Source organism: Cutibacterium sp. LaCa_89, from assembly GCF_058177555.1.
Genome location: NZ_CP190889.1, coordinates 1,828,648 through 1,855,164 on the forward strand (window position 1 = coordinate 1,828,648; position 26,517 = coordinate 1,855,164).

A 26,517-nucleotide genomic window follows, 5' to 3' on the forward strand; every position below is an offset into this window, starting at 1 on the left:
TCAGTGCTCACCTTCTGACATCGCGGTGTACACGTTTTCATCATCAGGTTCTATGGTGGTGTCCATGGTTGCCAATGCCGACACCGCTCCGGGGATCGACGCCGCCCTGACGAACCTCGTCCCGTGGCAGGGGCCTGTGGCCCCACGGGCTCACCTGCACACCGATGCCCCGACCCTCGATCTGTCTGGAACGTGGCGTTTCCAGCTCGTCGACTCCCCCCTTGACGTACCGGAAGGTTTCTTCGACCCTGGATTCGACGATACCGACTTCGTCGACCTCGCCGTTCCCTCGATGTGGCAGATGACCGACCCGGCAGGCGAAGCACCGTTCGGGCGCCCCGCCTATCTCAACGTCAACTACCCGATTCCGGTCCCGGCTTCCGGCGAAGACATCGTCGTTCCCGATGAGAACCCGACCGGGTGCTACCGCCACACCTTCCAGGTCAGTGAGACGTTCACCAATGCTGACCGGGTGCTGCTGCGTTTCGAGGGAGTCGACTCCTTCGCCCGCGTCTGGCTCAACGGAGTCGAACTGGGGTGGACCAAGGGTTCGCGCCTCACCAGTGAGTTCGACGTCACTGCGCAACTGCGCCCCGGCCGCAATGTGCTGGCAGTAGCCGTCAGTCAATGGTCCGACGGCACCTTCCTGGAGGACCAGGACATGTGGCGGATGTCGGGGATCTTCCGCAAGGTCACGCTGCTGGCACGCCCGCAGGACGGCATCGACGACCTCTTCGTCCACGCATCCTGGGAGGACGGCGCCGCCAAGATCACTATTGACGGAGCCGACGGCGCCACCGTCACCATCCCGGAACTCGGCGTCACCACCACCTGCAACACCGAGGTGACCGTCCCCGACGCGCAACCCTGGACCGCTGAGACCCCAATGCTCTACGACGCCACCGTCTCGACGGGCTCCGAGACCGTCTCCCTGCGGATCGGATTCCGCACCGTCGCCATCGACGGGGACGTCATCACCGTCAACGGACACAAGGTCGTCTTCCGCGGTGTCAACCGCCACGAGTGGGATCCGCACACCGGACGCGCCCTCGACCAGGAGACCATGCGCGCCGACCTCGAACTCATGAAGCGTCACGGCGTCAATGCCATCCGCACCTCACACTACCCACCGGACGCCCGCTTCCTCGACCTGTGCGACGAGTACGGCATCTGGGTGCTTCTGGAGTGCGACCTGGAGACCCACGGCTTCGAGTGGGGTGGCTGGGACGGAAACCCCGCTGGCGACGACCGCTGGTACGACTGCCTGCTCAACCGCATCCAGCGCACCGTGGAACGGGACAAGAACCACCCCTCGATCATCGGATGGTCGATGGGCAACGAGTCCCACTGCGGTGAGGGCATCCGCCTCATGAACGACTGGGCCAAGCATCGCGACCCGTCCCGGTTCACCCATTACGAGGGCGACTACACCCACACCATCTCCGACGTGTGGACCGTCATGTATCCGAGGATGGAGTGGGTCGAGGCCGTCCGCGACCGTACTGTCATGCCGGGCGCCGAGCCTGTTCCGCAAACCGGCCGCGAGCTCGAGCTTCCCTTCTTTATGTGCGAGTTCGCCCACGCCATGGGCAATGGCCCGGGTGAGCTCGCTGACTACGAGGAACGTTGTTTCGACCCGCATTTCCACCGCGATCGTATGCACGGCGGATTCATCTGGGAGTGGGGCGACCACGGCATCGACACCGGACGCGGATATGCCTATGGCGGCGACTTCGGTGAGGTGCTGCACGATCGGAACTTCGTCTGCGACGGGCTCGTCATGCCCGATCGCACCCCCTCGCCTGGCCTGCTGGAGTTCACGGCGACGATGGGTGCGGTGCGCATCGAGGTCGACGGGTCACGTTTGCGCGCCGGCGACGGCATCACCGTCATCAACCGCCTCGACTTCGCCGATCTGTCCGATCTCGAATTCGTCTGGCAACTCGTCGACGACGGCAAGGTCACCGACGAAGGTGTTCTGGACATCGGAGCACTGCCCGCTCATCAGTCCTGGACCGGATCCGTGCCGGTTCCCGACGAGATCTCCGACCGGATGGTCGTCGTCGTCGAGGCCAGGTTGGTCAAGGACACCATCTGGGCTCAGGCGGGCCACGTGGTGGCACGGGCGTCGGACCTGCTGATCCCTGAGCCTCTCCCCCGTCCGTGTCCTCCGGCATCGTCCCACCCGCGTCGCGACGGTAGCGGCTGGGTTCTCGGACCTGCTCGCTTCGACCGTCGTGGTCGTCTCGTGGAGTTGGGCGGGAACGGCATCGTCGCACCGGTTCTCGATCTCTTCCGCGCCCTGATCGACAACGACCGGGCCAGCAGCCTGGCTCGTAACAAAATTGGTGGCTCCGCGCTGGCTGCCGGTCTCGACCGGCTCGTCCACACCACGGTCTCGGTGCGCGAGGAGGGAGATGACCTGGTCGTCGGCACTCGTAGTGCCGCGGCAGCTGCTCGAGATTCCATGACGACGACGTGGAGTTGGCGAGCCGTCCAGGCCGACGAGGGATCCGAAGGGATCCATCTCGATCTCCACGTCGAACCGCAGGGGCACTGGCCGGCAATGCTGGGTCGCATCGGCGTGACCATGGGGCTGCCGGATGAGTGGAGCACCGTGTCCTGGTTCGGACTCGGTCCGACGGAGAACTACCCGGATTCCCAGCACGCCGCCACCTGGGGCCGCTGGAACTCCGACGTCGCCAGCCTCCAGACGCCTTACGTCATGCCTCAGGAGAATGGTCTTCGTCAGGGTGTCCACGAGCTTACGATCACCGGCCCCGACGGTGGTCTGCGCGTCGCCGCTGATGGTGGCTGGCCGGCATTCGCGGTTCGCCCGTGGACGTCCAAGGCCCTGTTCAGCGCCGCCCATACCTGGGATCTGGAGCCCGACGGGCACACCTGGCTGACCTTGGACGCCCTCTCGGCCCCGCTGGGATCGACCTCCTGCGGCCCGATGCCGATCATGTCCCACCGGTTGTACGCCCGCCCGGTTGATATGTCGCTGACCCTGTCCCTGGTCTGACCAAGGGTCTGGAAGCAGCGAACTGGCCCCGGACCGCAACAGTTCGGGGCCATCCGCGTATCGATGGCTCGCTCAGGGGCGCGAGTGGGTGCGCACCTTCTCCCCCTTGGCGGCCGCCATGTCGTGCAGCTCGGTCTGGTACTTGACCATGGCGTCGCACAGCTCGGGATTCGATGCGGCCAGAATCCTCACGGCCAGCAGACCGGCGTTCTTGGCATTACCGACACCGACCGTCGCCACCGGTACACCACCAGGCATCTGGACGATGGACAGCAGGGAGTCCATGCCGTCGAGATGGGCCAGCGGAACCGGCACTCCGATGACCGGCAGCGGGGTCAGCGCGGCGACCATGCCGGGTAGATGGGCAGCACCACCGGCACCGGCGATGATGACCTTGATACCGCGCTCGTGGGCGCCACGGCCGAACTCAACCATGTCCTCGGGCATCCGGTGAGCCGAGACGACCTCCGCCTCGAATCCCACGTTGAAGTCGGTGAGCACCTGGGCGGCGGGCTCCATCGTCGGCCAGTCGGAGTCCGAGCCCATGATGATCGACACCTGCGGGCCCGTGGCGTCACCAGCCAACCGGCGTGCGGTTCCGCCCGCTGTCTCGACCTTCTTGCCGCGACGCGGCTTACGGCTGTTGGCGGTGGTCTCAGGCATCGTGTTCTCCCATGAGGTAGGCGGCGGCATGGCGCGCCCGGCGACGAGTCGTCTCGGCGTCGTCACCAAGGCAGGTGACGTGACCGACCTTGCGGCCGGGGCGCACGGACTTCCCGTACAACTCGACGCGCAGTTCCGGGTCACGAGCGAAACAGTGTTGCAGAGCCCCGGTCAGGTCTTCCTCAGACCCGCCGAGAACGTTGGCCATGACGACCACGGGGGCAGTCAGGGCCGGTGAACCGAGCGGAAGGTTAAGCACGGCTCGCATGTGGTTCTCGAACTGGCTCGTCTCGGCACCGTCGATGGTCCAGTGGGCGGTGTTGTGGGGGCGGGTCGCCAGCTCATTGACGATGACGGAACCGTCCTCGCGCTCCATGAGCTCAACGGCGAGGACACCGACGACGTCGAGGCGCCCAGCAATGTCCAGGGCCATGGTTTGCAGCTCCACCTGGCGGTCCGAGGACATGTCCGGTGCCGGGCTGATGGTCTCGGCGCAGACCCCGTGACGCTGGATGGTCTCCGTGACCGGATAGGCGGCTCCCTGACCCGATGGGGAGCGGACGACAACGGCAGAGAGTTCGCGTCGGAAATCAACGAACTCCTCGGCGAGAATACGAATCGGTTGTTTGCCGTCGGCCAGTCCTCCGGCAGCCTCGAAGGGTTCCCCGGCACCGTCAGGTCCGTCGATCTTGAAGACTCCCTTGCCGTCATATCCGCCGCGAGACGTCTTGGCGATGACGGGCCAGCCGTGGTCCGCACCGAAGGCGACGAGATCGTCAGGGGTGTCACAGACCTTCCAGGCCGGGTTCGGGAATCCCTCCTTCGCCATGAATTCACGCATGACGACCTTGTCCTGAGCATGGACCATCGCGGCCGATCCGGGGCGGACAGCACACCCTGCCTGTTCCATCTCCTCGACGAGGACGGTCGGCACGTGCTCGTGATCGAAGGTCACGACGTCACACCCAGCTGCGAAGTCCATGACGGCGTCGTGGTCGAGATGGGAGCCGATGACGACATCAGACATCACCTGGGCCGCGGACTCGTCAGGGTCGGAGGCCAGCAGACGGGTGCGCACCCCCAATCCGATCGCAGCCTGGTGCATCATGCGGGCAAGCTGCCCGCCGCCAATGATTCCAATGGTGTAGGAGGTCACGACCTTCATCGTAACGGCCACCGGACACAGAACCGCGGAAGAGCTGTTCTCCCGGATCTTCCACCCGTGGATTTCCCTGTCGGATCGTCTTCGCGTCGGCTTTCCATCCGGACACCGGCCGAGGGTTATCAGCGATCGCCCGTGGAACGGCCGAAAAGATGAAGGGCTGCTGCCATCTCATCAAGCAGAGCGCAGCCGTCTTTCCGGGTTCTCCACGAGTATTGCAGGGACAGCTGGCCGCAGCCGCCCTCCCCAACCAGGTGAGGGCCCCGGGACGGCTGGGTCAAGGCTGGTGCGGACACTCTCGAAGGTGACGTGAACACGCAGGAGGACTGTCTGGGGCACAAACCGCACGTGTAAGGGCATGGCACCCACTCGTACCTCATGCCTGGCACTGACCGCACGTCACGCGTTCACATTGCGGGGTCGTCCATACTGGAAACATGGTGCGAGTCGGACAGCCACTGCGGCGCAATCGTGACGAGACGGTGCTGGTGCACTCCCGCCGTCACGCGAAAGCACTGTTCTGGCCTGTCGTCATGGGGTTCGTCGCAGTCATCGGGGCTGCCGCGCTGCTCGGACTCATGACGCTCGAGATACGAGCCCGGTACTGGCCAATCGTCGCGGTCGTCGCAGTCGCGCTCATAATCGTCGGTACCATCATTCCGTGGCTGAAGTGGTTCACCACCACCATGACGATCACTGAACGACGCGTGATGCTGCGTCATGGCGTCATCGTCAGACGGGGTCACGACGTCATGATTGACAGCCTCGTCGACGTGTCCTGGCAGGCCGACGTCGTCGATCGGATGATGGGCTGTGGAAAACTCATCCTCACCACACCGTCAGACCAGTTGGTCCTCGATGACGTCCCGGGCGCCCGCCGAGTGGCAGACCTCTTCGCGGACCTGACCGACGGGCGTTATGACGGCGACGAGGACCTCGACGACTATCAGCAGCCGTGGAATGTCACAGCACGGTGACGTCGAGCTCCTCGCGCAGGATTCCCGACGAGGTCGGCTCCTCGGATGCGGAGAACCTTGAGACCGTGGCCTCCTCACGCTCGGCAACGGCGACGGAGAACTCACCGTCGACGAAATGGATTGCTGCTCCGTCATCGACTGCGTAACCAGCGGGGAGAACCCCATTGGCAACCGACTGTGCGTAGATTGGGGCGCGCTCCGACTCACCGTCGAAGTGGGGGCAGAACGACCCGTCGAGCAGACCCATTCCGCCTCGCCACGCACGCAGGTCACCGAATGCGTCAGTGAGACAGCCGGAGAACCAGCACGCCGCACCGGCTGCGACCCCGGCGAGCACGACGTCGTCCGCCGACGACATCATCCGCCGGATGACGTGGTCAACCCCGTGCATCCGCCACAGCGCCATGAGGTTGGCCGCCGAACCGGCACCCGACACGATGACGTCAGCCTGGGAAAGACGCTCCACCGACTCCGCAGCCCCCTGCCACAGGGTCAGCACCATGGTCCGCACACCCAGCGCCGAGTAGGCGGCCAGAAAACGATTGACGTAAACCGGGTCATCGGCTGCCGCGGTGGGGGCAAAACACACCAAGGGCGAGGACTTTCCGGACAGGTCAAGGATGTGACGGTCGAGAGCGGTGGGCTCACCACGGTTCGACATCGAGAAACCGCCGCCACCAAGGGCCAGGATGTGGGTCGTCATGGTCAGCAGTCTAGGTGGTCGGGACGTTCAGGGTGCCGTGGTGGAACTCACCTCGTGCGCAGATGGTTGACGTCTCCCGCGTTGAAGGTGCGACGTCCTTCCGAGGTTTCCACCACGATGGCACCGTCGACATCCACGTCGACGCCGACACCGTCGACGGCCTCGTCACCGCCACCGATGGTCTCCGGGTCGAAGGTCAGTCGCACCGGGGCACCGATGGTGTCGCACCGCGCCACGTACTGGTCTCGCACGGTTCCGGTCGCCAGCCACACCGTCAGCAATTCGTCGAGGTGGACTAGCAGGCTGGCCAACAGCTCGTTCTTGTCGTGGTTCAACCCGCACAACGCCAGGGAGGTCGCCGTCGGGACTGGCAGTTCGTCGGTCCCCATCGACACGTTGATCCCAATCCCGATGACGGCGTGAGGACCAGCCGGTCCGTCGACGCGCTCCGACAGGATCCCGCTCACCTTGCCACCATGGTCGGTGCCAAGATCCACCAGGACGTCATTGGGCCACTTCAACGTCACCCGGGAGCGATCAGCCCCGCCAACCTCCTCGATGGCCTCGACGACGGCGAGTCCGGCCACCATCGAGAGCCAGCCCCAGTCCTGGGCGGGACGATCATTGGGCACCAGGGCAGAGATAGCCAGATTCGTTCCCGGGACGTCGTGCCAACTGCGTGAGAAACGTCCTCGTCCGCCTTCCTGGTGATCAGCGACGAGGAGGCGGAACGAGGTTCCCCCGGCGCGGACGAAGGACACCATGTCAGCATTGGTCGAGCCGGTGGAGTCGACACAGGCAATCCCCCCTCCGCACGGCCCGGTGAACATCGTGTTCCCGGCAAGCTCGATGACGCGATCAGCAATGGCAGCAGGCGTGGAAGGCACCCGTCCAGATTATCCGTAAGCCATCGTGCTGCGCGCCAACTCATCCCTGGCCCAGACGACCAGCCAGTCACCGGCCCGGTGATGCCGTGGAACTTCCGGAAGCTCGTGACGACCACGGTCCGCACGGCCGCAATCCATCCCGGAAAGCGGCCCGAGGCCACGCTTGTCGCCTGTGACGGATAGTCTCAACTCATGGAGATCGACATCCACACCACGGCAGGAAAGATCGCCGACCTCGGTCGGAGGATCGACGAGGCCGTCAATGCCGCATCCCCCTCGGCCATCGAAAAGCAGCACGCCGCCGGAAAGATGACCGCCAGGGAGCGCATCCTGCGGCTGCTGGACGAGGATTCCTTCACCGAGCTCGATGAGTTCTCTCGTCACCGCTCGACGAACTTCGGCATGGAACGCAAGCGTCCCTACACCGACGGCGTCATCACCGGTGTCGGTGCGATCCATGGTCGTCCGGTCTGTGTGTTCAGCCAGGACGTCACGATCTTCGGTGGGTCCTTGGGTGAGGTCTACGGCGAGAAAATCTGCAAGATCATCGACTTCGCCGTCAAGACAGGCTGCCCCCTCATCGGCATCAATGAGGGTGGCGGCGCTCGTATTCAGGAAGGCGTGGCCTCCCTGGCCAGGTTCGGCGACATCTTCCGTCGCAACACCAGGGCTTCCGGCGTCATCCCCCAGATCTCCATCATCATGGGCGCCGCAGCTGGCGGTCACGTCTACTCCCCCGCCCTCACCGACTTCATCGTCATGGTCGACCAGACCTCCCAGATGTTCATCACCGGCCCGGCCGTCGTCAAGCAGGTCACCGGCGAGGACGTCTCCCTCGAGGAGTTGGGCGGCGCTCGTACCCATTCCACGAAGTCGGGCAACTCCCACTACCTGGCCAATGACGAGGGCGACGCCCTGGAGTTCGTCCGCGACCTGGTCAGCTACCTGCCACAAAACAACTTGGAGGATCCGCCGTTCTACGACGACGGTGAGGCCGACCTGACAATCACCGACCACGACCGCAAGCTCGACGTCCTCATCCCGGACTCCGCGAACCATCCGTACGACATGCACGAGATCATCACGACCGTACTCGACGAGGACACCTTCCTGGAGATCCACGAGCTCTTCGCCCCGAACGTCATCTGCGGATTCGGACGCATCGAGGGCCGCGTCATCGGCATCGTCGCCAACCAGCCAATGGTCAACGCCGGCACCCTTGACATCAATGCCTCCGAGAAGGCTGCCCGGTTCGTCCGGACCTGCGACTCCTTCAACATCCCGGTACTCACCTTCGTCGACACCCCTGGATTCCTGCCCGGCGTCGAGCAGGAGCACGAGGGCATCATCCGTCGTGGCGCCAAGCTCATCTACGCCTACGCCGAGGCCACCGTGCCGCTGCTGACCGTCGTCACCCGCAAGGCCTACGGCGGCGCCTACATCGTCATGGGGTCCAAGACCCTCGGAGCCGACGTCAACCTCGCCTGGCCCACAGCCCAGATCGCCGTCATGGGTGCTGAAGGAGCCGTCAGCATCCTGCACCGCCGCACCTTGGCCACCGATCCCGATCCGGAAGTCAAACGCAAGGAGCTCATCGACGAGTACGAGACGACCCTGTCGAACCCGTACCAGGCAGCTGAGCGAGGATGGATCGACCAGGTCATCCACCCGCACGAGACCCGCGCCTCGGTCATCCGTACCCTGCGTCTGTTGCGCACCAAGCGCGAGGCGCTGCCTCCCAAGAAGCACGGGAACATCCCACTGTGAGTGAGCACACCATGGACGACGATCCGATCAAGGTCACCAGGGGAAATCTCACCGACGAGGAGCTTGGTGCCCTCGTCGCGGTGCTGACCGAGCTCACCCGTCCGGGCCCGGACGCCTACGTGCCGGACGACCGGCCGATCGCCTTCGGCTGGAAGTCCTACTGGCGCACCATCCGTGAACCCTTCATGCCCGGCCAGGCGGCCTGGCGGGGATCTCTGCGGCGTTACTGACATGACGACCCGTTTCGTTCTCGCATCGAAATCGCCTGCCCGACTGCGTATGTTGCGCTCAGCCGGCATCGAACCTGTCGTCATCGCCTCGGGAGCTGACGAGAGCCGCCTTCCTGGGGAGGACGCTGCCACCATGACGGCCCGGCTGTGCCGCCTCAAGGCCCACTCGGTCATCGGCTCCGGGGCCCTTGACGAGCACCCCGCCGACCGGACGATCGTGGTGGCCTGCGACTCCGTACTCAATCTCGACGGACGTGTCCTCGGCAAGCCCCACACCGCTGACCGTGCCCGGCAGTGGTGGCGCCGGATGAGAGGTCACCAGGGCGTCCTCGTCAGCGGACACCACGTCGCCGTCATCGAGAACGGTCAGATCCGCGAGCAGACCCGCGTCGGCCAAACCGTCGTCACCTTCGCAGATCTCACTGACGCCGAGATCGACGCCTACGTCAGCAGCGGCGAGCCGGCCAAGGTGGCTGGCGCCTTCACCATCGACGGCCTGGGCGGCGCCTTCATCACCCGTATCAATGGCGACCCCCACAACGTCACCGGCATCTCCCTGCCATTGGTGCGTCAGATGCTCATGGATCTTGACGTCGAATGGTCCTCGCTGTGGAACGGGCCCAAGGGCGGGCACCTGTCCTGAGCCAGGGTATGCGCGGCGCTGACCCGCGCGGGACCGATGCTCAGCCGTGCCGGAGGGTCAGTCCGGCAGCCTCATCGGAGCTCGTGAACGCCCCGGTCCAGCCCGTGGTGTCGGGGCGGTTCGAGGTGAACGTCAATGACCCATTGCCATCCCCGGTCACCGTGAACCCCGACGCAGGCAGGTTCTGTGCCAGGAAGTCATGCACCTTTCCGGAAGTGTCGGGCTGGGTGAGCAGGGTGATGTTGTTGACGTGATCGACCCGCATCGTGACGTCAAGCCCCTGGGGTAGACGGAAGTTCCGCGGACCATATTCGAACCCCAGGCTCGCCAGGGTCTCCTCCCCAGCCGGTGCCGGGGTCGGTGAACCGATGGCCGGGGTAGGCACGGCTCCCTCGTGCGAGGGAGCGCACCCTGCCACGACGAGCAGTGCCGTCGCTACGATCGCTGCTCTGGACCTCATGCCGGTGATGCTATCGCTGATGTCACCTCACAGCTCGTCGCGCAGCACCGGGCACGACATGCACCGTGGGCCACCACGCCCTGACCCCAGCTCCGAGCTCGGAATCGTCAGTACCTCGATGCCGGCGGCCTCCAGACGAGCATTGGTGTTCGTGTTGCGCTCATAAGCCACTACCACGCGTGGCGCCAGGGCGAGGGTGTTGTTGCCGTCATCCCACTGCTCACGCTCAGCGGTCACGGGGTCGAGGCCAGTGTCGATGACGCGTATTCGCTCGATCCCCAGAGCGTCGGCGGCGGCCGTCAGGAATGGTGTCGGCTCACCGATACGAATGTCGTCACCGACAGGAGTGAGCGGAACAGCCGTCAGACTGTCGGCAATCTGCGGGTACATGACGACGGCGTCGACGTCGACCATGGTGCACACGGTGTCCAGGTGCATGGTGGCGCGCTGCTGATGGATCGGCACGGCCAGCACGGTGTGAGCCACTCCCAGCTCGAAGGCGGTACGCGCCAGACGCTCGGCCCCGGACGGGGTGGTGCGCTCCCCCACGCCGATCGCCATGACCTGCTCACCCAGATGCATGACGTCCCCACCTTCCAGGTTCTCCAGCCGCCAGCCGTAACAGTCACCGTGCCCCCGGAACCTCGGATGGTGACGATAGATGAGGTCGGTCAGTTGGGTTTCGCGGCGCCGTGCTGGCATCGTCAGGGATGTCACGGCCGGATGGTTACCCACCCAGACGCTGGAGTCGCGGGTGAAGAGCAGGTTCGGAAGCGGGTCGATGATGAAGTCCTCGGGAGCCAGTAGGCTCGTGACCAGGCTGCGGGGTGCAGCCGGTTCGACGGTGGCCAGTTCACCATTGGACAGACCGGCCATGAGCACCTTCGTCAACATCTCGCTGGACAGCTCTGACAGACGCTGGCGCAGGTATCTGCGCAGCCCGTCGCCATATCTCAAATCGGTGAGCAGATCGTCAAGGGCCTGCTGCCGAGCAACCTCGTCGTCGAGGGTTTCGCGCAGGAGCTCTCCGAGCAGGAGGACCTCGACGCCGCGGTCCTCAAGGATCGAGGCGAAAATGTCGTGGTCACGCTGGGCCTGGTCGACCCACGGCATTGCATCGAAGAGGAGCTTGTCGTTGTTGCGAGGAGTCAGTCTGCGCAATTCGTCGCCAGGGCGATGCAGGATGACTGTCCGTAACCGCCCGACTTCGGATCTGACATCGCACGTGCTTTCTGCCATGACGGTAGCCAACCACAACCCGGGATTGCTCGCTGGCAAGACGAGTACGGTTGCGTCATGGAAACCCCCACGACGTCGGAAACTTCACACAACGACCAGCACACCAAGAAAGTCCTCGTGACCGGGGCGACGCGCGGCATCGGACGGGCGATCGCCGAGGAACTAGGGCGAGACCACCACATCATCGTGGGAGGACGCCACCGCGAGGCCGTCGAGAAGGTGGTCTCTGAACTGCCTGACGCCTCCCCCTTCGTCGTCGATCTGGCTGACGAGGAGGCCACTGCGGCGGCCGTGTCTCAGCTGGACAGTCTCGATGTTCTCGTCAACAGCGCCGGGGTGAGTGCCGCGTCTCCCGGTGAGATCGCAGCTCAGAGCCGTGAGGAGTGGCGTCGAGTGCTGGAGATCAATGTCGTCGCCGTCGCCGACCTCACTCACCTCGTGCTGCCCCTGCTGAGGGCCAGCCATGGCGACATCGTCATGATCAATTCAGGATCTGGTTTCTTGCGGACCCCGGCTGGCGGCGGCGTCTACGCGGCCTCGAAATACGCCTTGCGTGCCCTCACACATGCCCTGCGTGAGGAGGAGCGTGGTGTCGTACGGGTGACGTCAATCCACCCCGGTCGTGTCGACACCGACATGCAGGTGGAACTGCAGGCCCAAGCCGGACGTCCCTACGCCGCCTCCGAGCACCTGCGGCCACAGTCCGTCGCCGTCACCGTCCGCGCGGCCCTGGAGGCCAGCCCCGAGGCCATGATCGAGGAGCTGTCAGTGCGTCCGGTCTTCCGACGCTGACCCCCAACGTCTGTGATTATGACGGATCGAGACATGACTTGACCCCGGCGGATATCCGCCGGGGTCAAGTCATGAATGATCAGGCTCGGTAATTACCTTGGTAGACGCAGTCGAACGGGGCGTTGCCGTGCATCCGGTTCTCGATGGCCGAGACGACGACCTGCTTGGCGGTGCGAGCGGCGTCCAGCGGACTGGCTCCCTTGGCGATCTCCGCGGTGATCGCGGCAGCCAGCGTGCAGCCAGCACCGGAGACGCGCTCCTGACCGACGGCGGGAACCTCGAGGACCTCGCAGTCGTGGCCGTCGTAGTAGACGTCCAGGGCGGTGCCGGTGTTCAACAGGGTGCCGGCCTTGGCGATGACGACCGGAACTCCCTGGTCACCGATCTTCTTGGCAGCGTCCTTGAGGGCCTCGACCGAGGTGATCTCGTCCACGCCGGCGAGGGTCTGCGTCTCGAAGAGGTTCGGCGTGATGACGTCGGCATGCGGCAGGATCTGCTCGCGCAGGGCGTTGTCGGTGTCGAGGGCGGCACCCGTCTCCTGGCCCTTGCAGATGAGGACGGGGTCGAGGATAACCTTGGGGAACTTGTAGGCCTCCAAGGCCTCGGCGACGACGCCGATGGTCGTCGGGGTACCGAGCATGCCGATCTTGACGGCGTCGATCTGGCCGTGGACGGCTGCAGCGGCCTCGATCTGATCATGAATGACCTGCGGATCGACCGGCACGAATCGGTGTCCCCAGTCGTTGTCGGGGTCGAAGGAGACGATGCAGGTCAGGGACGTGCATCCGAACACCCCGAGCTGGTGGAAGGTCTTGAGGTCGGTCTGGGCTCCGGCGCCACCGGAGGCCTCGGACCCGGCAATGGCTAGTGCAATCTTCGTCACGTCGGCCAGTCTAGGAGTCTTGCCCAGTGATGTCGGGAGTTGCCGGGGAGTGACCACGACATCGTCTGAAATTGACGAAACCGCCCATGGCGGCGTCGCCAGGACTCGTTCTTGACCGTCCCCTCAGGTGGGATGAAGTAGTACGCGGCAATCAGCGTGTCGTCTATCCGGCTGGCCGGGACGCGCATGTGGCGGAGAGCGGCCAGATGCTCTATCGACAGTGACCTGGCCGTCGACATGACCTCAACCATGTGCCTCACGTCGGGTTGCCAAGGGGGTCGTCGAGGAAGACGACCTCGGACTGACGGTCCAACTCACCGACTCGGACTGACGAAGCGAAGCACGGCGAGCTTGCAGGCGATCGTGGACGAATCGGCCCGGTGAACGTCGATCCCGTCAACGGTTACCGTCGCGGCCGACGGCTTCTGCAACCGGGCCATGACGGCCAGCAAGGTCGGCTTCCTCGCGTCATTGGGCTCGATGAGGGCGATGACCTTCCCACCTGTCAGGCCGAGTCACCTCATCGAGGACTTGATTGAGGATTCCCGTGGGAAAGCTCATTACTGAAGCCGACAAGGTCCCTTCCGGTTCGTCCACGGTCCCTTGAGTTACATGGGGGCTGCACGTGTCATAAGGTCCTCAAGGGATGCCCCCGTGAGGAGTCGCATAGCGGCCTACGCCCCGGAGGGCCCGTACCCCCTCGCCTCGAAGTGCGCTAGGTATCGGTCTTGTCAGACCTTCCCAAGTTAGGCTACTTCCGGTTCGCGCATAGCCAGCACCATGAGTTCGAGACGCCCCCTGGCTTCTATGTCTTCGCCGGGCATCCACCGTGCCAAGACGTCATCCTCACTCTCTCAGGAAGTGGCACGTATCGGGAGAAGAGAGCGTCCGCCATCGCGAGAACGAAGGCTTCTTGACTACCGAAGTGGCGGCGCATCGAACCATGGGGCGCGCCAGCCACGACCTCCGCAAGTAGGCGGATGCCCGCTTGGAGCAACGTTGACCGCAAGGCTTTCCCCATGCGGAGATTTTACGGCGTAAAGTGTTCTCCATATGGAGAAACAGTGATGCTCAGACGTCGTCGACGCCTCTGGCTCGAGCGTTGCCTCGAGCCAGAGCAGGTGGAAGTGCATAGCCGACTCATTGAGGAACCCGCCCAGGCCGTGTGGGAAGCGCTCTGTAAGCTCGCCCTCAGCGACCTACCGGTTGCCCACATGTTGATGCGGCTACGGGCGGGGGGCAAGAGACATCCGATCCGGGGATCCCCGCTTCTGACTCAGGGGCCTGTCCCCGCGCAGGTGTTATAGCCGCCGCGCTACGCGGTAGGGATCGAGGCTCACCGGCCATGGAGTCGTACCGATGGGCCACCCGCTTCCCTGGACGTCGTTGCCTCCGTGCAGGTCGGCTGGATAGTGACCAGCACCAGCTTCCTTCTCCAGCCCGGGGGTGAAGGCACCCTTTTAACGACGAGTATGCGCTGCCAGGCCACAAATGCCTCGAGCCGTCGCTCAATGAAGCTCTACTGGGGCGCGATTGGCTACCCGAGCGGGGTTGTGAGAAGAGAGATGCTGAGAGGGGTAGCCCTTGAGGCCCAAGCTGTAGCGAGAACGACCCCGCCCGGCACGAGTGCGTAAACGGTCGCTTCCGACCGGGGCAAACCGTGTTGTGAGGTGTCCACACGATTCAAGACAGCGCCACTCCCTAGATCTGGCGCGTGAGCATCCTCAACCGCCGATGACAGCGGGCTGGGGGGCGACGAGCGTAGGCCCGGCCTGGGCAGACATCAGGTGGACGTCTGGTTTCATGAAGTCACCGCGATTGGCACCATAGAGACTCTCGAGATGCGGAGCACCCAGTCATGGAACAGAACACGAACCCGAAGATGAGCACGGCAAGCATCATCTTGTTGTCGATCGCGGCTCTCCCCGGTCTCGTGTCAGGTATTTCGAACATAGCGGATAGGGGCCCGTCGCCGCTGCGGGCGACCGCTCTGGCGCTCCTCTACCTGTCGATCATTGCGCTGGTCGTTTACGCCTCCACGAGTCGCCGTAGTTGAGTGGCGCGTCGCACAACGCGTAGGTCATGCACCAACCGACCCAGCTGTGGCTATTCAGGACCGACGCTGGCAGCGCTCGTTCATGCCACGAGCCTCGCATCTCGTTGCGGGGTTACGGTGCGGGCGACTTACACATGGCGATGTGGCCATCAGCTGAAGGGGTGGCCACTTGCCGGAACCCTGCGCATGTGTGGAGCTTGCGCGCGCGTTCGTTGAAGCAGCGCATGGCCAACTCGAAGACTGCTCCGGGGAAGCGCATCGGGCATTGATCCACGACGATGCCCATGAGTTCGGCGCCGACCCCATGCCCGCACTCGTAAGGTCGAAGCCCACAAGAGAGGGCCACGCGGTCGTCCTCCTCACCACCCACCATCCTCTGCCGTCCCGTTCGCTCGCGAACATTCCGGACACGACCGGGTGACAACCTTCAGCGGTGACGGCAGCTATCTGGCGGTTTCGGTGCGGAGAGGATGTCTTCATGAACAACCTCGAAGCTGGAGGTGAGACGTTCAACGTCTCGCGGGCCAACGGTTCAGACGTTGCAGAGCTCGTGTCCTTGCTGGCGGACGACATTCTTGACAGCACTCGTAAGCCGGGCGAACTCGACATTTATCTCGCTGCGTTCGACGAGATTGACGCAGACCCAAACCAATTCCTCGCCGTGGTGCGTGACTCCACTGGTGACGTGTGTGGCACTTTCCCGCCCATCCTTGGCCTGGCCCGTGGTGGGGCTAAGCGTTTTCAGATTGAAGGGGTACGTCTCGCCTCCTCGGCACGGGACAGGGGCCTCGGTTCTGCCACGTTCGCCTGGGCGTACGACGATGAGAACCGGTAATCTTTCATGCGTCTCGCTGGGGCGTTAGCTCAGCTGGTCAGAGCATCGGACTCATAATCCGCTCGTCGCCGGTTCAAGCCCCACACGCCCCACGCGCTTTTAGCCCAACCGGCAGAGGCACTCGGATTAAATCCGGCCCAGTGTGGATTCAACCCCCCCACCAAGCGCACAGCCATGAACCGCCCCAGGATGTCCGGAGACATGGTTTGGTGGCTCAGGCGGTGAGCTTAAGCCGATGGTAGTGCAGGTGTTCGGCCTGGATTGGGGTGAGGTCGTCGAGGGCCTCGTGGGGTTGAACGGTGTTGTAGGAAGCGACCCCGCGGAGAGTTTCCAACTCGACGTGCTCGACGTTGCGCGACGGGTCTTCGGGGCGGATCAACTCGGCCTTGAACAACCCGATCGTCGATTCCGCGAGCGCATTGTCGTAGGAGTCATGGTTCGACCCGACGGGCGGATCCACACCTTCCCCGATGAGTCGTTGCGTCATGGCGAAACTGACGTACTGACTGCCGGCATCTGTGTGATGAACCAAGCCGTCCAGCCGGTCAACACCGTCCTGGCGGCGTGACCACAAGGCGTGCGCGAACGCGTCCAGCACGAGGTCGGTGGTCATCCGGGTCGCGGCGCGCCAGCCCACGATCCGGCGGCTGAACACGTCGACCACGAACGTGACGTAACCCACCCCGGACCAGGTCGGTACCTAGGAGAAGTCCAAGACCCACAACGTGTTCGGCCGGGCCGCCCAGAACCCGCGGTCGACCCGGTCGGCCGGGCGGGGCGTCTAGTCCGAGGCCATGACCGTGAACGTGCGGCGGCCCTGGTCAACCTCAGCCTGGAGAACCCACTTGCGCAGTTGTTCGGGAGAACCGATCCCCACCATGCTGGCCACGGACTTGATGGCCGCTGTCCCGTGTGGGTAGTCCTTCTCGGGCTCCAACACCACCCGCACAGCTCGCTCCCGCAACTGCGGGGAGTGCTTTGACGGACATGCCTGAAAGTGCTCCTTCCACCGAATCGACTCTCCAGACACCCCGGGGCGGTTCGCGCCCATGCGCTACTCGGTGGTCACCGGGTCGGTTCTACTCAGATGAATCTCTCAACCGCGTCCACGCACTCGTCTATTACCACATTGACCTAACCTATGCAATCCCGATGGCCACAGAACATCCATTTGGGCAAAACTCACGCCCGAAAGACCATAGAAGTCAGCTACGCTACCCGCCGATTGCCAATGTCTACCAAAATAGAGATCGTGCCGCCGACGACTGGCGCACAGTCACCCATCGAAGGGAATCCCAATGTTCCCCATTCCCGACCATATCGGCATAACTGTAACTGACATCATAAGTTCCGGAGATTGGTACTCGAAGCTCTTTGACTTGAAGCTCGTTGCTGAAGAAAACGTGAGCGGAGAGGCGGCCAGCGAACTTTATCGACTCAGCAGCCCGGATGCACGACTCCGGAAGTATCAGGCAGCCAATGGCTTCAGCGTTGAACTCTTCGAGTTCATTAATCCGCGCAGCATCCGGTGTCGAGACACAATTTGGCACAGCACCGGCCCAACCCACCTTGCTTTTAAGGTCACCTCGTTCGACGACGTAGCATCGCGGCTTCACGATCTACACATTCCTTTTATTATTCCTCCACAGCATCTTGAAACCCACACCTGGGCATTCATTGCCGATCCAGACGGCACACTCATTGAGTTTATTCAGTACCACACCCCATTGGAATGAGAGAATATGAAAGCACTAATCACAGGAATTACGGGATTCGCTGGCAGCTACCTAGCCGAGTACATAATCGCCGAGCACCCGGAGTGCGAGGTGGTCGGTCTAAAACGCTGGAATAGTCCTCTTGAAGACATTAAGAGTGTCATGGACAAAATCGAACTTCGAAACTTCGAACTCGGGGATCCCTTTACCGGCTCATCCCAGTGAACGGTGGGTGGTGAGGTTGTAGGCAGGGGTCGAGGCCCTCGATGATGGAGGTTCCTACCCCGTCCATACCGAGAGCCTCGATGTGTTCAACGCTACCTTCTGTCGTCCGGATCTGACTACCTTCCTCGGCTTGGCCGACCTCGGCTTGGAGGCGATCGGGCTCCGTCTCGAGGCTGGTCGTGCTGTGATTGAGTGTGTCCCGATTAGCGACGACAGTTGGTGCCATCGCTGCGGATGTCGGGGTGTTCGGCATGGGGTCGTGGACCGTTGGTTGGCGCATATTCCGTTGGGTTGGCGCCCCACGATGCTGCTGGTTCGCCTGCCCAGGTATCGCTGTCGCGGGTGTGGTTGCTGTTGGCGTCACGACCTGGAGTTGGCTGCTGGGCCGCGAGCCAAGATGACTCGTGCCGCGGTCTGCTGGGGGCTGGAAGCACTGGTGGTGGATCGGCTCTCTATCTCGCGGATAGCGGCGGCGCTCGGGGTCGCTTGGGACACCGCGAACACCGCGATCCTCGACGCCGGGCAGCAGTTGCTCATTGAGCATCCTGGCCGTCTGAACGGGATCGAAGTCCTGGGTGTTGATGAGCATGTCTGGCGCCACACTCGGCTGGGCGACAAGTACGTCACGGTCATCATCGACCTCACACCGGTCCGCGATGGCAGCGGTTCGTCCCGGCTGCTCGCGATGATTCCCGGGCGCTCCAAGGCAGTGTTCAGGACTTGGCTCGATCAGCAGTCCCAAGACTTCCGTCAAGGAGTCGAGATCGTGGCGATGGACGGCTTTACTGGGTTCAAGACCGCGGCCGCTGAGGCGATCCCTGATGCGGTCACGGTCATGGACCCTTTCCATGTCGTCAAGCTCGCCGCAGACGCTTTGGACGCGACCCGACAGCGGGTCCAGCAGGAAGTCCATGGGCATCGCGGCCGCAACCATGATGCGCTCTATCAGGCCCGGCGGCTACTCCATACCGGCTTGGATCTGCTCCGACCACGACAGATCGAGCGACTCGAGGACCTGTTCGCCTGCGATGATCACGTCGGCGTCGAGGTGACATGGAGCGTCTATCAGCAGCTGGTCTCGGCTTACCGGAGCAAGGACGCCACAGCCGGGAAGGCCTCGCTCGCCCGCATCATCGAGTCGCTGGCCCACGGGGTCCCCAAGGCTCTGCCCGAGTTGGCAAGACTTGGCAGGACGCTCAACAAGCGCCGCAGCGACGTCCTGGCGTTCTTCGATCATCCCGGCACCAGCAACGGCCCTACCGAAGCGATCAACGGACGGCTCGAGCACCTCCGCGGGACCGCTCTCGGGTTCCGTAACCTGACCAACTACATCCGAAGGGCAATACTCGACACCGGCGGTTTCAGACCCGCCTTCCACCGATGATTGGGAAGAGCCCCTTTACACTCGACCGCGCTATCACCGAGATCCAACCCGACCTGATCTTCCATCTTGCTGCCCAATCGTACGTGCCAATGAGTTTCCTCGCCCCCCATGAAACCCTTCGTGCCAACGCCCTAGGGACGGTCAGCCTTTTAGAGTCCGTGCGCAAACTCAATACTCCGGCTCGGGTGTTCATTTGCACCTCATCTGAGGTGTATGGTGAGGTACCCCTCGAAGAGCTACCCATCGATGAGAGAACGCGATTTCGACCGCAGAGTCCATACGGGATCAGCAAGGTTGCAGAAGACCTAACCGCGAGGCAATACTACGAGTCTTACGGCATCCACACCGTTCGGTCCAGGTCTTTTACACACACAGGCCCCCGAAGCAAGTCCGTCTTCGTTGCACCCACCATTGCACGGCAGATCGCTCTATGCGAAACCGGAAAAAAAGATTCGATCGAGATCGGAAACACTGAATCAATCCGCACATTTCTGGACGTTCGGGACATGGTCAGAGGCTACTGGATTATGGCCACAGAGTGCCCCGCCGGGGAATTTTACAACATCGCGGGTGACGCAACCATGACAATCGGAGAACTTGTGAGTAAATTCCAGCAGGTTGCAGGTACCAGCTTCACGGTTCGCCACGACCCAAAACTTGAGCGCCCCTCGGATGTTACGCGGCAAATTCCGTCAAGTGAAAAATTTAGAAAAGCAACCGGATGGATCCCTGAGATCCCATTCGAACAGACAATGCAAGAGATGCTTCAGTATTGGCGTAACCGCGTCGGAGTGAGTTCATGAAACAGAATGCACTCCAGTACATCCTTGATATCTCCTGCAGCTCAGGAAAAGACTTCATCTACGCCAAACGACAAGCAGGCCGCATTGCTGCAATCGGTAACGCGGCCGTCCGTCTCGAGTACATCGCTGACCCAGATTCCATCGACCCAACTAAATCTTTGATGGGCCGATTTCCACAAAGTAACCCGTTGGTCCGACCCCGGTTGCAGTTTGACGACCTTGCGACGTTGCGAGAGCACTGCCGTGCGCTACAGCTCCCCTTCATCATTACCCCCCTATCCCGCGCTTCGTTGGAAAGAGTCCTCGAACTCAGCCCCGATGGGATCTACATCTCTGGGATAATTTTCGATGATGTGCCCCTAGTCCAAGCTGCACTTCGTTCAGGAACCCCAACGTATCTATCCACCGCGGGGTTCTCTGAAAGCGACGCGATCGAACTGCTCCGCGGGTATTCTATCAGCGATAGCGACATAATTCTCCATGGCAGTTCTATGTACCCACCGCCGCTAGACTCTCTAGCAATTGGCGCACTGCAACGCCTGAAAGAGAGTGGATTTAACGTAGGATATACCAGCAACGACAATCGTCGCACTACTCTCTACACAGCCGCTGCCTACAACCCGATTGTCCTCTCTCTTCATGTTCACTGTGACCAGGCTGCTGGTGATATCCACTCAGGTTCTTGGCATCTCATGGACCTTTTATCTGAACGCGCGACTATTGATGAGATCGCGAAATCAGCTGCGGGGATCAAGATCCAGACACGTGGGGAGATGCTAGCTCAAGGGCTGATGGGCAGATCCCCTTTCGCGATCCAGTCAATCGCAAAAGGCATCCCCCCTACGGAGCACGAGGTTGATATGAGGATCCCGCCCAAAGGCATCTGCGGTCCAGAGACGCAGAGGTTGTTTCAGAACGGCCCCGCGAAAACAGTCTCGAGCGGCCGATTCGTCAAGCCCAGCGACATGTCCTTGGGCGACTTTAATGAATCCAGTTCTCCTAAATTTATGGCACCCACGGCTCACCCACATGTCAAGCGTGGAGTACCCGCCGTGATCTCGGATTTTGTGATGATGACCGATGCTTATCCTTATGATTACGTCGAGCTCCACCTACCGTCAACGCAGATCCGCCTTGAAGAAGCTGATCAGGTCCGTGCAGCTTCAGATCTTGAAATGTACGTTCACGCTCCCATCGCAGCCGAGGGAACCCTTCTCGATCTGTCGTCTCACGATGACGAATTGCGAAGGTTTTCGGTAGAACACACGCGCAGGGCGCTAGATAACGTTAGAGCGATTCATAAGAGCTTTAAAAATGCCGACTACCCGGTGCCCGTAGTTTTTCACGCGGGAGCGCTAACATTAGAGCCGCGACTGAACGACGACCAAGGATATATTGATCGATTCGCCCAATCTCTCGAAGAACTAAATCTCACAGAAATAGCACCCCTTATCGAAAATATGACGCCGTATGCTTGGAATATTTTGGGTGATGATTGGCGACCGCACCGGGGTCATACTAACGCATTCTTGGACTGCCGCCAAATCCTTGATTTCGCGAATTCATTAGGTTACCAGCTGTGTTTGGATCTCTGCCACGCATTCCTTTACTGTAACGCCTCTTCGTACCCGTATCTCGACTACGTGCGAACTCTAGCTCCAAGCGTTTCCCATGTGCACTTTTCGGATGCCCGCGGCGTTGATGGTGAGGGTTATCAAGTAGGGGCCGGTGATATTCCTTGGAAAGATGTGCAAAAGATCCTTAGGGATAGGCTGCGGAGTTGGACGCCAGAGATCTTTAACGGACATCTCGCGGGTGGCTCAGCCTTTGCTATGGCCCACGAGAAATTGGCGGACCTAGGAGCCTCGAATGAACATAGCTGACGCCGTAATATTGTGCGGTGGAAAGGGGACTCGATTAGAAGCCTCAAATCCTGGTAAGCCCAAGGCCTTGGCTGAGATCGACATCTCAGGAATGACTGTTCTCAAACATCAAGTGGGCATCTTGTATCGGGAGGGGGTCAGGAGATTTTTCCTGCTTGCTGGGTTTCGAAGTGAAATGATTGCAGCTTACGCGTCTACCCTAGAACGACAGTTTCCGGGAATCCACATCAATCTCGCTACTGAGAGCTCACCCTTGGGAACAGGTGGATCGTTGATTGCTTGTAGACATCAGCTATCCGAAGAATTCTTTCTCATCTTCGGCGATGTCGCTTTCGATTGTGATCTGCGAAATCTGGCCGACTTTCATCTTGCGTCTGAGTGGGAGATTACCGCCGTCACACACTCCAGCGACCATCCGAACGACTCTGATAGTCTATCCGCTGATACCCATGGAACCGTCCAGAAGCTTGAATTGCGGGGCACTGATCGTGCGGTGACCGTGGGGAACCGAACATTGGCAGGAATTTACGCGGTCAGTCGCTCCGCCCTGTGCGACCAATCTCGCACGGTACGCTCCTTTGAACGCGACATCTTAGATCCCTTGGTTGCTCAGGGACGCGTCGGTTGCTATCACACAGCAGAATATGTGGTGGACATGGGAACTCCAACCAGACTGAGTAAGGTCCGCCGAGATCTGGCGAATCACGTGCCCAACCGTAGAAGGCGGTTTGGTGGAGCGGGCGCTGTGATTCTGGATCGGGACATGACCCTCTGCCCCTACCCGGGGGAGGTTGTGAAACGTGAGAACTTGGAGGTGGCCCCAGGCGTCGCCCCAGCCATCAGGGCAGCGAATGAAGTAGGAATTAGGGTCTTCCTTGCGAGCAATCAGCCAGCTGCAGCGAAAGGATTCATCTCTCCGGCAGATGTCTGGGATTTGGAAGACCACTTTGAGTACCTCTTGGCCACAGAGAGCGGAGCACGACTGGACGACGTGGAACTGTGCCTACATCATCCTGATCGGGGTTTTGCAGGTGAGAATCCTGAACTCAAAAGGAGCTGCGCCTGTCGTAAGCCGGGCCCAAGAATGGTCGACAGACTAGCTGTTAGACACCACCTACAGCTTCAGGACTGCTTCATGATCGGCGACACAGATAGGGATGCCACGGTGGCGGACATCCGGCACATGAAATTCCTACGGACCGATCTCAACCGAGATCCCTATGACACTGCACGTCATATCCAATCTGCCATTACGGCGCTATTAGGAAGTTGGATGGATTATGGATGAGTATAACTTCAAGCCCATTTTAAAGCAGTATTACAGAGATGAAATTGAAATCCTGAATAATCTTGACTTACGGTCCATCGAGGTTTGCCTCGGCCTGTTGATCGATACCATATCCAGTGGGCACCGAGTATATGTTATCGGCAATGGTGGTAGCTCCAGCACAGCGTCACATATGGTCACAGACTTCAATAAAGGCGCCCGAACAGGAAATGGCAAATTTAGAATGTTCTGCCTTGCTGACAACACACCCTCTCTTACCGCCATTGCGAATGACATCTCATATGAGGAAGTGTTCGCTTATCAACTTTCAGGCTATTTCGAAGACAAAGATGTGCTTGTGGCAATTTCCGGAAGCGGCAATTCGGAGAATGTCGTGCGAGCTGCCGAACTTGTGCATAAGAGCGGCGGTCGCGTGGTGTCCTTCATAGGGTTTGATGGCGGTCGGCTCCTGGAAATTTCGGATGCCTCTGTTCATATTCATAGCCATAACATGCAGGTTGTGGAAGACGTGCATCTATCGCTGGTTCATAGCATGTTGCTCGCTTACCTTGGGGGTATTTGATGCTCCAGTCAGCGATGAGCTCAACTCCAGTTCGAGTAAGTCTTTTTGGTGGCGGAACTGATCTGCCGGAGTACTTCAATGAACGCCCCTATGGGCATGTTATCAGCACCGCAGCAAGTCGACGAGTTCATATTCGCGTCGAAGTCGCTGATAACGGACTCATCTCTTATGTTGATAGTTCTGGAATTATTCATCATGAGGAACGTGAGTCCGTCGCAGATTTGCGAATTAGGGGAAGTCTAGAAGTAGCGAGGTTCCCCTCCGGGGTTGGCTTGAAGATTAGCAGTCATTCTGATTTGCCGAGACAGGGCTGTGGTTTGGGGGCTTCGAGCAGCTTCACGGTCGGTATGCTGGCAGCACTTCACTGTCTTCTCGAAAGGGATACATCCAAAGAGCAATTGGCAATTGACTCCTACCTAGTTGAACGTGAGTTTGCTGGCGAGAGAGTGGGCATGCAGGACCAGGCTGCTGCTACTTTCGGTGGAACAAGAGAGTATTTCTTCCGGCGGGGAAATAGTATCGAACAGCGTCTTGTTGGTGGGATGTGGCTGCCAAAGCAGCTAGCCAGTTCGTTGCTTTATTACACGGGTGGAACCCGGAGGGCAGATAACGTTTTAAGAGATCAAGTGGCGCGTATGCCGAGCTGCTCTGGCTTACAGCAGTTGGATCAAATGTTAACGTGTGTATCTGAATCCCTTATTGCAATTGATCGAAATGACTTTTCTGCTCTAGCCCGCCTATGCACCGAGAGCTGGGAAATGAAGAAGAAGCTTTCTCCACTTATTTGCACGGAAGCCGCAGACACGATTCTTGGCCAAGGTCTGGATGCCGGCGCCCTTGGGGGAAAGCTGCTAGGAGCTGGGGGAGGAGGATATGTTTTATTGCTAGTCACACCAGAAAAGCGATCCAGTGTTCTCAAGGAGTTAAGTTTCTATAAGCGTCTCCCTTGCGGATTTGATGGCAGGGGCAGTTGGGCGAGAGGTGCTGCTGCATGATGGGCAGGGGTAGAGACAGCAGATTGCGACTCGGAATATTAGGCGTGTTCGCGGCTAATGGCTTTGGTAGCGCGTCATGGTCAGCAAGACTCTACCTGCTCAAATCAGCGTTAGAATATTCGAGCTGGCAGGTCGGTTGGTTGATCATGCTGGCTGGCCTAGGTGCCGTGTGCAGCTTGCCGTGGCTAAACGCTTTAGTGTTGCATTTTGGCGCGCGGTGTATCACGCGTTTCGGCTGTATCTTAGGTAATTCTGGTATTATATTGTTAGCTGTTGGGATTACTGATGCGAGTACCTTGATCTCGGCATGTGCGATACTTTGCATCGGCGCCGGTTTCGGTATTTGGGATGGTTCCATGAATGTTGAGGCTGCATGGTTTGGTTCCCAACATGAAGGTTCATCCATGTCAAGGTTCCATGCAGCGTACAGCGCGGGCGCCATATTGGGCGCACTCTTCGCTGCACTTGAAATCCGTCTCGATCTCGGAATCCTGCCGTGCTTTGTAGCGACAGCAGTCTGCCTCGTATCAGCCTGTATCGTGTCAAGCAACGCCTTGCCTCTCGTGATCGACTCGGCAAGCGAACGCGAGCCAACCCCTGATGGACGGCGATACGTGAGGGGGATTTCTGGTGTTTGGGCAATATGTCTGCTAATCGTTGCCGCCGCCGTAGGGGAAGGCGTCGGAAATGACTGGCTGGGAATCGGTGTTGTGGAGGGGCATAGTTACGCATCATGGTTTGGGGCCGTTTGTTATGGTGCGTTCCTAGCTGGAATGCTGGTGGTCCGGATAATCGGAGATGGATTGACCGATCGATGCGGGCCGAGTAGGAGTTTCTTTATCACATTCCTTTTAGGGATTGTCGGTTTGATAGTATTTACGCGTGGTACATCGGTCTCCTGTGTGCTCATTGGTGCATGTCTGTGGGGTCTTGGCATTGGTATCGCTTTCCCGCTCTGCATGTCGGCCGCCGGACATTTTGGAACCCGCTCAGTGGGGATTGTTTCCTCTTTCGCGTACGCCGCTTTCTTTTTAGCGCCACCAGTGTTTGGATTTCTGGCCAGCAGGCTCGGAATCTTATGCGCATTGGGGTTAGTGGCCATTTTCCTATTGGTCTCGCTGCCGTTCGCTCGCGCTTTGGACGTGGAATCAGGATGAGTCTCAATTGGCGCTTGGCGCGCCCCTCAACCGGTACGCAGCACCTAGTCTCTCGATTATGACACCCGAGGGGTTGATGAGGAGATGGACTGTGGAAGGTGACCATAGTGGGCTTGCGGACGGCAAAATGACGTCAAGATGACCGCTCTGAGGAGCATCCGTGCCGGCCGCCACGTTGACCGA

The 26,517-nt window shown here is 60.8% G+C and carries 26 protein-coding genes and 1 tRNA gene; 18 read left to right on the forward strand and 9 right to left on the reverse strand.

The features are described from left to right. The first annotated feature begins 64 nt into the window (after positions 1-64). Positions 65-3,025: a glycoside hydrolase family 2 TIM barrel-domain containing protein gene (locus ACP8LP_RS08410; RefSeq protein WP_484483092.1), complete on the forward strand. Its 2,961-nt coding sequence runs from the start codon at positions 65-67 to the stop codon at positions 3,023-3,025. A 72-nt stretch (positions 3,026-3,097) separates the two neighbouring features. Here ACP8LP_RS08410 and purE read toward each other — a convergent pair whose 3' ends face one another. Both purE and ACP8LP_RS08420 read right to left on the reverse strand, forming a co-directional pair. After that, positions 3,098-3,688, reverse strand: coding sequence for a 5-(carboxyamino)imidazole ribonucleotide mutase (gene purE, locus ACP8LP_RS08415; protein ID WP_021107758.1), 591 nt, complete (start codon positions 3,686-3,688; stop codon positions 3,098-3,100). Continuing rightward, positions 3,681-4,853 (reverse strand): 5-(carboxyamino)imidazole ribonucleotide synthase, encoded by a 1,173-nt coding sequence (locus ACP8LP_RS08420; protein ID WP_063279502.1) that lies wholly within the window; start codon positions 4,851-4,853, stop codon positions 3,681-3,683. The genes purE and ACP8LP_RS08420 overlap by 8 nt, the downstream gene beginning before the upstream one ends. 434 nt (positions 4,854-5,287) lie before the next feature. Between ACP8LP_RS08420 and ACP8LP_RS08425 the strand changes: the two genes are divergently transcribed. Then, positions 5,288-5,827, forward strand: a complete 540-nt coding sequence (locus ACP8LP_RS08425; RefSeq protein ID WP_021107760.1) for a PH domain-containing protein — start codon at positions 5,288-5,290, stop codon at positions 5,825-5,827. Here the strand turns inward: ACP8LP_RS08425 and ACP8LP_RS08430 are convergent. Further along, complete coding sequence (locus ACP8LP_RS08430; protein ID WP_063279504.1) at positions 5,814-6,530, reverse strand: Type 1 glutamine amidotransferase-like domain-containing protein; 717 nt, start codon at positions 6,528-6,530, stop codon at positions 5,814-5,816. The genes ACP8LP_RS08425 and ACP8LP_RS08430 overlap by 14 nt on opposite strands. 47 nt (positions 6,531-6,577) lie before the next feature. Beyond that, the gene (locus ACP8LP_RS08435; RefSeq protein WP_036975428.1) at positions 6,578-7,417 is read right to left on the reverse strand and encodes a biotin--[acetyl-CoA-carboxylase] ligase; all 840 of its coding nucleotides are present in this window, start codon (positions 7,415-7,417) and stop codon (positions 6,578-6,580) included. Between the two features lie 192 nt (positions 7,418-7,609). Here ACP8LP_RS08435 and ACP8LP_RS08440 point away from each other — a divergent pair, with 192 nt between their 5' ends. The 3 genes from ACP8LP_RS08440 to ACP8LP_RS08450 are packed head-to-tail and all read left to right on the forward strand — an operon-like array spanning position 7,610 to position 10,057. Beyond that, entirely contained in the window at positions 7,610-9,184 is a 1,575-nt protein-coding gene (locus ACP8LP_RS08440; RefSeq protein WP_016665951.1) for an acyl-CoA carboxylase subunit beta, read from the forward strand. Positions 9,185-9,195: 11 nt separating this feature from the next. Beyond that, positions 9,196-9,414 (forward strand): acyl-CoA carboxylase subunit epsilon, encoded by a 219-nt coding sequence (locus ACP8LP_RS08445; protein WP_015582265.1) that lies wholly within the window; start codon positions 9,196-9,198, stop codon positions 9,412-9,414. A gap of 1 nt (position 9,415) precedes the next feature. Next, positions 9,416-10,057 (forward strand): Maf family protein, encoded by a 642-nt coding sequence (locus tag ACP8LP_RS08450; protein ID WP_138237687.1) that lies wholly within the window; start codon positions 9,416-9,418, stop codon positions 10,055-10,057. Between the two features lie 40 nt (positions 10,058-10,097). Here ACP8LP_RS08450 and ACP8LP_RS08455 read toward each other — a convergent pair whose 3' ends face one another. Together ACP8LP_RS08455 and ACP8LP_RS08460 are read right to left on the reverse strand one after the other, a co-directional pair. Further along, on the reverse strand, positions 10,098-10,517 hold the full coding sequence (locus tag ACP8LP_RS08455) for a hypothetical protein (RefSeq protein ID WP_063279507.1): 420 nt from the start codon (positions 10,515-10,517) through the stop codon (positions 10,098-10,100). Between the two features lie 27 nt (positions 10,518-10,544). Continuing rightward, entirely contained in the window at positions 10,545-11,756 is a 1,212-nt protein-coding gene (locus tag ACP8LP_RS08460) for an arginine deiminase (RefSeq protein WP_063279508.1), read from the reverse strand. A gap of 57 nt (positions 11,757-11,813) precedes the next feature. Between ACP8LP_RS08460 and ACP8LP_RS08465 the strand changes: the two genes are divergently transcribed. Beyond that, the gene (locus ACP8LP_RS08465) at positions 11,814-12,548 is read left to right on the forward strand and encodes an SDR family oxidoreductase (protein ID WP_063279509.1); all 735 of its coding nucleotides are present in this window, start codon (positions 11,814-11,816) and stop codon (positions 12,546-12,548) included. 79 nt (positions 12,549-12,627) lie between these two features. Here ACP8LP_RS08465 and ACP8LP_RS08470 read toward each other — a convergent pair whose 3' ends face one another. Further along, complete coding sequence (locus ACP8LP_RS08470) at positions 12,628-13,431, reverse strand: hydroxymethylpyrimidine/phosphomethylpyrimidine kinase (protein WP_016665956.1); 804 nt, start codon at positions 13,429-13,431, stop codon at positions 12,628-12,630. 1,858 nt (positions 13,432-15,289) lie between these two features. Between ACP8LP_RS08470 and ACP8LP_RS08475 the strand changes: the two genes are divergently transcribed. From ACP8LP_RS08475 to ACP8LP_RS08485, 3 genes are all read left to right on the forward strand, one after another. Continuing rightward, a complete protein-coding gene (locus tag ACP8LP_RS08475; RefSeq protein ID WP_484483093.1) occupies positions 15,290-15,487 on the forward strand; it encodes a hypothetical protein in 198 nt (65 codons plus the stop codon). A 478-nt stretch (positions 15,488-15,965) separates the two neighbouring features. Beyond that, a complete protein-coding gene (locus ACP8LP_RS08480; RefSeq protein ID WP_484483094.1) occupies positions 15,966-16,322 on the forward strand; it encodes a hypothetical protein in 357 nt (118 codons plus the stop codon). An 18-nt stretch (positions 16,323-16,340) separates the two neighbouring features. Next, positions 16,341-16,414: transfer RNA gene (locus ACP8LP_RS08485), tRNA-Ile, on the forward strand. A gap of 122 nt (positions 16,415-16,536) precedes the next feature. Here ACP8LP_RS08485 and ACP8LP_RS08490 read toward each other — a convergent pair. Both ACP8LP_RS08490 and ACP8LP_RS08495 read right to left on the reverse strand, forming a co-directional pair. Beyond that, positions 16,537-17,004, reverse strand: a complete 468-nt coding sequence (locus tag ACP8LP_RS08490) for a DDE-type integrase/transposase/recombinase (RefSeq protein WP_484483095.1) — start codon at positions 17,002-17,004, stop codon at positions 16,537-16,539. 99 nt (positions 17,005-17,103) lie between these two features. Next, positions 17,104-17,373 (reverse strand): hypothetical protein, encoded by a 270-nt coding sequence (locus tag ACP8LP_RS08495; RefSeq protein ID WP_484483096.1) that lies wholly within the window; start codon positions 17,371-17,373, stop codon positions 17,104-17,106. Positions 17,374-17,620: 247 nt separating this feature from the next. Here ACP8LP_RS08495 and ACP8LP_RS08500 point away from each other — a divergent pair, with 247 nt between their 5' ends. The 9 genes from ACP8LP_RS08500 (at position 17,621) to ACP8LP_RS08540 (ending at position 26,334) form a co-directional block, all read left to right on the forward strand. Beyond that, positions 17,621-18,058, forward strand: coding sequence for a VOC family protein (locus tag ACP8LP_RS08500; protein ID WP_484483097.1), 438 nt, complete (start codon positions 17,621-17,623; stop codon positions 18,056-18,058). A gap of 6 nt (positions 18,059-18,064) precedes the next feature. After that, entirely contained in the window at positions 18,065-18,262 is a 198-nt protein-coding gene (locus tag ACP8LP_RS08505) for a GDP-mannose 4,6-dehydratase (protein ID WP_484483098.1), read from the forward strand. Between the two features lie 82 nt (positions 18,263-18,344). Then, entirely contained in the window at positions 18,345-19,646 is a 1,302-nt protein-coding gene (locus ACP8LP_RS08510) for an ISL3 family transposase (RefSeq protein ID WP_221268287.1), read from the forward strand. After that, entirely contained in the window at positions 19,643-20,449 is an 807-nt protein-coding gene (locus ACP8LP_RS08515) for a GDP-mannose 4,6-dehydratase (RefSeq protein WP_484483099.1), read from the forward strand. The genes ACP8LP_RS08510 and ACP8LP_RS08515 overlap by 4 nt, the downstream gene beginning before the upstream one ends. Continuing rightward, positions 20,446-22,332 (forward strand): TIM barrel protein, encoded by a 1,887-nt coding sequence (locus ACP8LP_RS08520; protein WP_484483100.1) that lies wholly within the window; start codon positions 20,446-20,448, stop codon positions 22,330-22,332. Before ACP8LP_RS08515 ends, ACP8LP_RS08520 begins: the two co-directional genes overlap by 4 nt. Continuing rightward, positions 22,319-23,620 carry an HAD-IIIA family hydrolase gene (locus tag ACP8LP_RS08525; protein ID WP_484483101.1) on the forward strand — a complete coding sequence of 434 codons (1,302 nt, stop codon included), beginning with the start codon at positions 22,319-22,321 and terminating at the stop codon, positions 23,618-23,620. Before ACP8LP_RS08520 ends, ACP8LP_RS08525 begins: the two co-directional genes overlap by 14 nt. Continuing rightward, complete coding sequence (locus tag ACP8LP_RS08530) at positions 23,613-24,182, forward strand: SIS domain-containing protein (protein ID WP_484483102.1); 570 nt, start codon at positions 23,613-23,615, stop codon at positions 24,180-24,182. The genes ACP8LP_RS08525 and ACP8LP_RS08530 overlap by 8 nt, the downstream gene beginning before the upstream one ends. Further along, entirely contained in the window at positions 24,182-25,177 is a 996-nt protein-coding gene (locus tag ACP8LP_RS08535; RefSeq protein ID WP_484483103.1) for a GHMP family kinase ATP-binding protein, read from the forward strand. Before ACP8LP_RS08530 ends, ACP8LP_RS08535 begins: the two co-directional genes overlap by 1 nt. 44 nt (positions 25,178-25,221) lie before the next feature. Further along, positions 25,222-26,334 carry an MFS transporter gene (locus ACP8LP_RS08540; protein WP_484483104.1) on the forward strand — a complete coding sequence of 371 codons (1,113 nt, stop codon included), beginning with the start codon at positions 25,222-25,224 and terminating at the stop codon, positions 26,332-26,334. The last annotated feature ends 183 nt before the right edge of the window (positions 26,335-26,517 follow it).